The organism is Kamptonema animale CS-326, assembly GCF_028330895.1.
In the GTDB taxonomy this organism is placed as follows: domain Bacteria; phylum Cyanobacteriota; class Cyanobacteriia; order Cyanobacteriales; family Microcoleaceae; genus Kamptonema; species Kamptonema formosum.
In genome coordinates this window covers 1-7,836 of sequence record NZ_JAQMUA010000343.1, presented here as the reverse complement: position 1 = coordinate 7,836, position 7,836 = coordinate 1, and the positions used below count along the sequence as shown (strand labels likewise).

Below are 7,836 nucleotides of genomic sequence, written 5' to 3'. Positions count from 1 at the left end.
TCTTGAATCCTTCTCGATCATAACAAGTAAAAACACTTACATTCGGTAAATTTAATAAAATATCTAAGTGAAGATCCATTGCTCGCAACCTAGTAAAATGTAGTATCTGATACATTTTACCACAGGATGCCGAAAGAGCCTAAAGCAATATCAAGCAAAGATTTAGTATCAATTTGCAAAAACTAATGCGAGACTGCTTCCTTAACTCAATTAAATTGTTCATTCCCATCCACTTAGTCACCAATAGACATCTCTAGAAAAAATGTAGAGACAAGGGGCGATCGCGTCTTTAGCAAGCAGAAAAGAGCACCCCTCATTAATTTTCTCAGATGTCTATTGCTCCTGCTTGATAAAAGTTTGTACGATCGCCTCAGCTTCAGCAGGAATCTCCGTCACTAACCGCACTGGAATTGCAGATGTAGAGGCAAATTGTGCATATTCTGGTGTTAGAAATACTGCATATTTCTCAGCATCGGGAGTGAGTTGAGCGGCCATTGCCAAAGTAATAGCTTTGATGTAGTTGCGAACGCTAACAGCGCGAACGCCCACGACTTCATCCCCTGTCACCGCTGTACTCGGTTTATCTGCTTGATCTAAAGTCGCGCTGGGGTCTTTGACGCTTAAGTGCGTGCCACCAACAAAGCCGACTAGCCATTTGGGTGAGGGAATTTTGGAAAATCCTGCGATTTGTTCGATTAAGGCGGGGGTGGTTTTGTCGGCGGAGGCGGCGACTACGAGGGTGGGAACTGCGATCGCACTCAATCCTGTTTCGCCAAATAGTAAAGATGTGGTAGGATTCATCGCGATCGCTCTTTTAATCCGAGGATCGCGTAGTTGATAGCTATCTTGTGGAAGTGCGGCCGCCGCGCACTGAATGCCTTCTCCTAAGCTGAATGTAATTAATTTGCTCTGACAGCGTTGTTTGAGCCTTGTCAGTTGCATTTCTGCGCCTGCAACTGATAATGCAGTCGCTCCGCCGAAGGAATAACCAACGATCATTGCATTGTCTGTGGCTAATTTTCCTCGCAGGGAACCATCACTTTGATTGAGTTTGGCGAGTTCATCGAGGACAAAGCTGATATCTTTGGGTCGATCTATAAATTCTTGTGCTTCTAAAATTAATCCTTTACCTGCGATCGCAGCGTTAGTATGATCGGCATTGCTACCGGGGTGTTCTAAGGCCGCGACTGCATAGCCGTAAGAGGCTAAATGCTCTGCTAAATACTGCAAGTCAGTGCGGATGGAACCCAAGCCGTGAGAAAATACAATCACAGGTTTGTCAGCAGTTGTCGCCGCTGACGAGTAGACATCGAGGGGAATGCGGCGGTTGCGCTGACTATCAAATAAGTCTAATTTAAGTACCTTTACAGAGTTAGGGCCAGCTTGGGTGGGATCGAAGGGTAGTTTGATGTTGGGGTTGGTGGCCGCTAATTGAGGTGCGATCGCAGCCATGAACCGCTGTGTTTGCCAAAAACCTGCATTTAAGTTTTGCATAACTGCAAAGGCGCGATCTAAATCAACGATCATCCGCTGGCCCGGATAAGCTTCGATAAAGCTGAGTACAGACAAACCCTCTGGCGCTGTCGATCCCAGTACCATCGCGGCTCGTAGCGCTTGCACCCCCGCACCATCGCGCCGAGGCGTGACAGTAGCGAGATCCGCGAGGATACCGGTGCCAATTTGGGTATTTAGTAGGTTGCTAACGGTGACGACGTTGAGTTGAATTTTCGTTTTCAGAGCACCGTAGATTTGGCTGCGCTGTTGAGATGAGAGCAACGCAGCATAGTTTTGCAGACTTTCTGGGAGTTTTCCCGTTTCCACAAGCGATCGCAAGTCAGCAACAGCGATTGACGACTCGAAAATTCCTTTGCGAATGACAAGAGTTTCAGCAGCTTGTACAGGGGTTGCGATCGCAGGCGCTACCACGCTGGCTATACCTACTAATAACGACAGCAATTTGAATTTTGGTCGCATCATCATCTTTAACTCGGTCTGACTATATATAGAGATATATCATCATACTGCCAAAAGTTTTCCATATCGGGTAAACTTCCGTGAAGCGAATAAATCTCGGAGAGAAGAAGAAACCCAAAGTGCGATCGCTTTTTTTAATTTTACTCTGATTGTCGTAGGACTTACGCAACTGACACAATTAGTAGGTGCGTCAGAACCAGAAACCCTTATTTATTCGTCGAACCAGGTATCTGACGCACCCTACTATTTTGATTGAAATGTGACAGTTGCGTAAGTCCTGTGTCGTTGATTTTTTTTGAAATATCGCTATCTTGTCAATAGCTTTTGCCTAGTAAACGCCAGCAACTTTTTTTCTACGAAAGTGTGTAATATACACCCCACTATTGTTGGAATGACCACGAAAAATATCACAATATTTAAAGTATTACTAATCGCATATTCATTAAGGTTAATCAATTTTAGTATCCTTATGATTATATATTGAATATAAAAATGAATGAGATAAATTGAATAGGATGATTCCCCTAAATAAGAAAAAATTTTAGGAATTATAATAGGTTGATAAGTATCTAGAGCTGCTGCCCCAGTTACAATCATAAACGACGGCAAGCCATAAGCTAATATTCTGTGAGGACTATTAGAAAGTTCAGGAATAAACCCATACCCCTCTAAAATTATAAATAAGGTAAAGCTCAGGCAACCAGCTAGAAGAATAAGTCGAAAATATCGCTTCACAAAATCATGAGATTGCAGAATTAAGTAGCCACTCCAACATCCTAATACAAATTCTATGAGGTGATGATTAAACAAGAAATCAATTAAAAAATAGTCATTTTTTAATTCAATTCCGTTCAATTTCAAGCCATAATTAATTAAAATTAAGACCATCCAAGCTACCAACATTTTAAAATAGACTTTAGTCTTAACTACAAATAATAAACTAAATAAAATATAAAAGAAAACTTCATAGCAAAGAGTCCAAGACACAAAAATTATCGCTGGCTTTAGTTGTGGAAATAATAAGAAAGACTTAATCAATACATCAATTCCCATAGGTTGAGTCATTCCTCCTAATTTTTGAACGATCGAGTAAACAAGTATTACTAATATAGTCAAGATCCAGTAAAATGGGTAAACGCGGATGAATCGTTTAATAATAAAAGGTTTAAATTTACTAAAATCACCAATTTCAGAATAGTGAACGTAACTAATTATAAAGCCGCTCAAAACAAAGAAAAAATCAACCCCTGAATAGGTGGCTCCAAATAAAGGTCTGATCCAATCTGTGATTGGAGTTGAATAAGATTGAAATCGAGTATGGAAGAGAACTACAAAAATAGAGGCTATTCCTCGAAATGCTTGTATTAATTCTAATTTCTTGGAGGAAGCGGATATTTTACCCATGATAATGATTGGTTTATTACATTTCTTGAATTAAATTAGCACACTAATTACCTAAGACCAGACATTTCCTTCTTCCTTCGTCTAAAAATCCAAAATCGGAAAAGGTTTCGCCGCTTCAATCTGAGCCGCTAAAGCAATCAAAGTAGCCTCGGCCCCCGGTTTACCAATAATTTGAATTCCCAAGGGTAAACCATTAGTATCTAAACCAGTAGGAAGCGCGATCGCAGGTTGGCCGCTAGCATTAAAAGGGGGACAAGGAGCAATCCAGTGAATAATTTTCTGCAAAGTTTCCTCTGGAGTCAAATTTGCCCACTCGCCAACTCGAATTTGTGGGTACATATAAGTCGGCAATACTAGCACGTCAAAGTTATCAAAAAAACCGACAATCCGGCGGGCAATAACTTGCATTTGAGACACAGCTCCCAGATATTCTCCCGCAGAACGAGTTCGATCTAATAGCCAGCGATTCATCGGTTCTAGTGCCGGGGCGGGAATACCACTAGCTGCTACGCCCGACTGCCAAATTACACTAAATGGCTCAATTAAACCAGCGAAATCAGGACAACCAGGTTCAATATTATGACCGAATTCTGATAGTAAATTTACTGTATCTATCACTGCCTGCTGACACGATGATGAGACTTCCCCCAGAGGAGCAATTGTTGTGGAAAAAGCAACTCGCAAGTTACCTAATTTGTGGTCAGCAGCCTCTAAAAATGACGATTCTGGGTTGGGCAACCAGTAAGGATCGCCTGTAATATAACCAGACATTACATCCAAAAGTGCAGCCGCATCTCTGACTGTACGAGCTAAGGGGCCATTTGTAGAAATACCACTTTGATAATCACCAACAGGCGCATGAGAAACTCGCCCTCGCGTGGGCTTAATACCTACCAAACCGCAACAGAAAGCCGGGCCGCGAATTGAGCCACCACCGTCAGAACCTTGAGCGATCGCGCACAACCCCGCCGCCACAGCCGCCGCCGCCCCTCCGCTCGATCCCCCAGGCGTATAATCCAAATTCCAGGGGTTGCGTGTCGGTGGAAAACCTTCCGGTTCCGTATATGGCAAAGAACCCACCTGAGCCGTTGCAGTTTTGCCCAGAATATTGAATCCAGCAGCTTTAATCTTGGCGACTACACCATCATCGTAGGTAGCAATGTTAGACAGCAAAGCTGGCACTCCGTAGGTACAGCGCACGCCCGCAACAGGAGTGAGATCTTTAATCGAAATCGGCACACCGAAAAAAGGCGGCAAATTTTCGCGATCGCTAGTTCTTGCTAACTGCTCAGTTTGAGATTTAGCAAGTGCGATCGCCTCCTCCGTCATCACAGTCACATAACTGCCCACTTGGGCATCCAATCGCCCGATCCGTTCCAAATAAAGCTCAGCGAGCTCCAGGGGCGACACCTCACTACTGCGGATCGACCGCGCCTGTTCAAGCGCCGAAGAAAATGCCAAATCTACCGAATTCATGATATTTCCCTACAGAACTAACGCCTGCTACAGAGGAGTCATTTTAACGATAAAGATTCTGTAAATCCCAGCTTTTAGCAAAACTTTAACAATTTTGACACTCCCCCATCTAAACCACTCAGGAATCCTCAAGGAAAAATTTTGGGGAATAAATTTACAAAAACTTGATAATCGCTACTTTTTTATCAATCTTAGTAAGATCTATCTTAGGATGTAGAAAAACTTTACTGCCATCCTGCTAAAGAAAGAATATTTGATTGCCCGGTCTGGGTGTCAAATCCCCTTGAAATATATCCGTCTGAATAGCTAAGCTGTTCAGTAAAGCGCACAGCAGCCTAATTGACCCTTGCCCAACCTGGATAAATCCTTTGTCCAAACAACCTTTCCCCTAAACAAGGTAGCGCACTTATGACACAATCACAGCGTCCGCCAGCACCCCGTCCTCCCGTTCCCGGCGCTCCCCCACCACCACCCCCAGGAGGAAGACCTCCAGTACCTGGCGTACCCAAAGCAGCAGCACCACCGCCACCTCCAGCACCACCAGCCGCTCCACCACCAGCAGCCGCACCCCCAAGTTCCACAGGCCCGGGCCTCGCCGCTGGTAACGTCACCTTGAAGGAGATGGTGATGCGAGCCAAAGAGGAGAGCATTTCTGACCTTCACTTGGGAGTAAATGAACTTCCCCGGTTCCGCAAACGTGGCGACATTACCGATGCCGGTTATCCCGTAACCGATTTAGATACTTTTATGAGTTGGCTGCGGGAGTGCATGAGCGATGAAGAAATTGCCTACTTCCAAAAAAACTTAGACTTTGACGGCGCTTTTGACTTTGGCTTTACTCGCATTCGGATCAGCGCTTTTGACTCCTTAGCCGGCCCAGCAATGGTATTACGTCTAATTCCCGCCGAAATTTTGACAATGGAGCAATTGAGGCTACCAGAGGTCTTTAGGAAAGTATGCGGCTACCACAAAGGCTTAATTTTGGTGACGGGGCCAACAGGTTCTGGGAAATCCACCACAATGGCCGCCATGATTGACTATATCAATAAGAACAAATCCCATCACATCATCACGATTGAAGACCCCGTAGAATTCGTACACACAAGTCGTAAATCTTTGATCAAGCACCGGGAAGTCGGCCGACATACCCTCAAGTTTGTTAACGCTCTCAAAGGAGCTCTGCGGCAAGACCCGGACATGATGCTAGTGGGAGAAATTCGGGACAGAGAGACGGTGGAAATCGCTCTTAAAGCCGCCCAAACGGGTCACTTAGTAGCAGGGACGCTGCACACGAACAGCGCCATCAAAACCCTGACTCGGATTCTGGATATGTTCTCCTCTGAAGAACAGCCCGCTATGCGGGTTTCAATCGCTGAGTCCTTGGTGGCAGTCATTGCTCAATTACTATGTAAAACTACAGATGGTAAGCGGGCTGCTTTCCACGACATTCTGATCAATACTGACGTGGTTAAGGAATACATTCTCAAGGGGCAGAATGAGGAAATTAACCAAATCATGATCAAGGATACTTATGAGGGGATGACAACAATGAACAAGTCTCTATATGGGCTCTATCAAGAAGGTCGCATCACTGAAGAGATTTGTATCGAGCAGTCGCCATCTCCGAACGAAATGGCTCAAATGCTCCGAGGTCGAGTTTAATCGCAAATAAAGATGTTAACTGTTAACAGTTAACCGTTAACTGTTAACAATTTTCTTGGTATTTTTCTTTGAATTCTGACCGCCAGCCCTTACCACAACTTTTTAAAGGCATTGCACTTTTCACGCCAGGGGGAGATTTAATCTACTGTATAGACCCCAGCAAAAAAAGTCGATGGCATTTGCATTTATGTGCAGCTCTACAAGAAATGCTGGGTTTGTCAGAACCTCCCCATTTTCTCGTCCCTTGTTACACAGCAACTATTGACCGATGGCTCGATCCCCAGACTCAGCAGATGCGAATTTCGGCTGAAGCTTATCCCCCAGTTGTGCGACATCAAACTTTACTGAATGCGGTGTTTGAGACTGAAGATTTAGTTTGGCACGTCCGCGTTGAGGAACTGTGCAATCCGATGGTGATTGCTACTTATTACAACCAATTTCCTGAACTTTGGGAAAATCATGAGTTAATTGTACAGTTTCCGAGTGGTGAATCTGTGCCGGAGAGTGAGGTAGGAAGCTTGCTGGCGCTGCGGCGGCGGAGTGGGGGAGTTGCGCGATCGCTTTATGCAAATGCAGAATCTACCGCACCATTGGAAACTCAAGGATATGTCTTGCGCTTGTTTGTCTCTGGTAATAACGCCGCTACTGAGCGCACTCTTAAGACTTTACACCAGGTTTTAGATCAAACTCTTGGTCAACCCTACACTTTGAAGGTGATTGATGTTTTTAAGCATCCAGATCAAGCAGAAGCGGATCAAATTTCTGCTACGCCTACTTTGATTAAAGTGTGGCCGCGCCCGGTGCGCCGGATTGTGGGAGAGTTAGGCGATGTTGATAAAATTTTGCGCCTACTTGCGGTTTCGGAGGTTTAATAGCTTACCGCAATGCTAACCAATCCTGTAAGCATTGCAATATTTCTCTCCTAAACCAGCAGAAAACTCGCCGATGTAAGCACATTCTTACTCACACCGATCGTAATAGCTAACTGCTCCCCAGTCAACAGATTTTTGATGATTGTTCCCTGATTATTCTCAGTAAATTCTAACTGACCAAAGCTCAAACCTCCGCTTAATCCAATCGAGTCTTGACCGATGGTGAAATCACCGATAATATCAAAGCCATGACCAGTTTTTAAGACAAAAACATCGTTATTGCTACCGCCAATCAAGCTATCATTTCCTACGTCTCCATAAAGGATATCGTTACCTTTACCACCAGTGATAGTATCATTATCTTCACCTCCGTAAATGGTGTCGTTTCCTTCACATCCTCCGAGAATATCATCTTGTTCGTTACCACTAATTAAGTCATCACCTACAC

The 7,836-nt window shown here is 44.3% G+C and carries 7 protein-coding genes; 2 read left to right on the top strand and 5 right to left on the bottom strand.

The features are described from left to right. Positions 1-333 precede the first annotated feature (333 nt). From PN499_RS20030 to PN499_RS20015, 4 genes are all read right to left on the bottom strand, one after another. Positions 334-1,980: an alpha/beta hydrolase gene (locus PN499_RS20030; RefSeq protein ID WP_272033951.1), complete on the bottom strand. Its 1,647-nt coding sequence runs from the start codon at positions 1,978-1,980 to the stop codon at positions 334-336. 300 nt (positions 1,981-2,280) lie between these two features. Further along, positions 2,281-3,378: an acyltransferase family protein gene (locus PN499_RS20025; protein WP_272033949.1), complete on the bottom strand. Its 1,098-nt coding sequence runs from the start codon at positions 3,376-3,378 to the stop codon at positions 2,281-2,283. 81 nt (positions 3,379-3,459) lie between these two features. Further along, positions 3,460-4,854, bottom strand: coding sequence for an amidase (locus PN499_RS20020; RefSeq protein WP_272033947.1), 1,395 nt, complete (start codon positions 4,852-4,854; stop codon positions 3,460-3,462). 335 nt (positions 4,855-5,189) lie between these two features. Next, positions 5,190-5,504: a hypothetical protein gene (locus PN499_RS20015; RefSeq protein WP_272033945.1), complete on the bottom strand. Its 315-nt coding sequence runs from the start codon at positions 5,502-5,504 to the stop codon at positions 5,190-5,192. Between PN499_RS20015 and PN499_RS20010 the strand changes: the two genes are divergently transcribed. After that, positions 5,482-6,516 (top strand): type IV pilus twitching motility protein PilT, encoded by a 1,035-nt coding sequence (locus tag PN499_RS20010; protein WP_272033943.1) that lies wholly within the window; start codon positions 5,482-5,484, stop codon positions 6,514-6,516. The genes PN499_RS20015 and PN499_RS20010 overlap by 23 nt on opposite strands. Before the next feature lie 68 nt (positions 6,517-6,584). Next, positions 6,585-7,388 (top strand): circadian clock KaiB family protein, encoded by an 804-nt coding sequence (locus tag PN499_RS20005; protein ID WP_272033941.1) that lies wholly within the window; start codon positions 6,585-6,587, stop codon positions 7,386-7,388. 50 nt (positions 7,389-7,438) lie between these two features. Here PN499_RS20005 and PN499_RS20000 read toward each other — a convergent pair. Then, a partial coding sequence (locus PN499_RS20000; RefSeq protein ID WP_465249968.1) for a calcium-binding protein occupies positions 7,439-7,836 on the bottom strand: 398 nt, incomplete at its 5' end.

Coding starts and splice junctions, on each gene's coding strand:
- PN499_RS20030 (WP_272033951.1), bottom strand. CDS start 1,980: ATGATGATGCGACCAAAATTCAAATTGCTGTCGTTATTAGTAGGTATA.
- PN499_RS20025 (WP_272033949.1), bottom strand. CDS start 3,378: ATGGGTAAAATATCCGCTTCCTCCAAGAAATTAGAATTAATACAAGCA.
- PN499_RS20020 (WP_272033947.1), bottom strand. CDS start 4,854: ATGAATTCGGTAGATTTGGCATTTTCTTCGGCGCTTGAACAGGCGCGG.
- PN499_RS20010 (WP_272033943.1), top strand. CDS start 5,482: ATGCGAGCCAAAGAGGAGAGCATTTCTGACCTTCACTTGGGAGTAAAT.
- PN499_RS20015 (WP_272033945.1), bottom strand. CDS start 5,504: ATGCTCTCCTCTTTGGCTCGCATCACCATCTCCTTCAAGGTGACGTTA.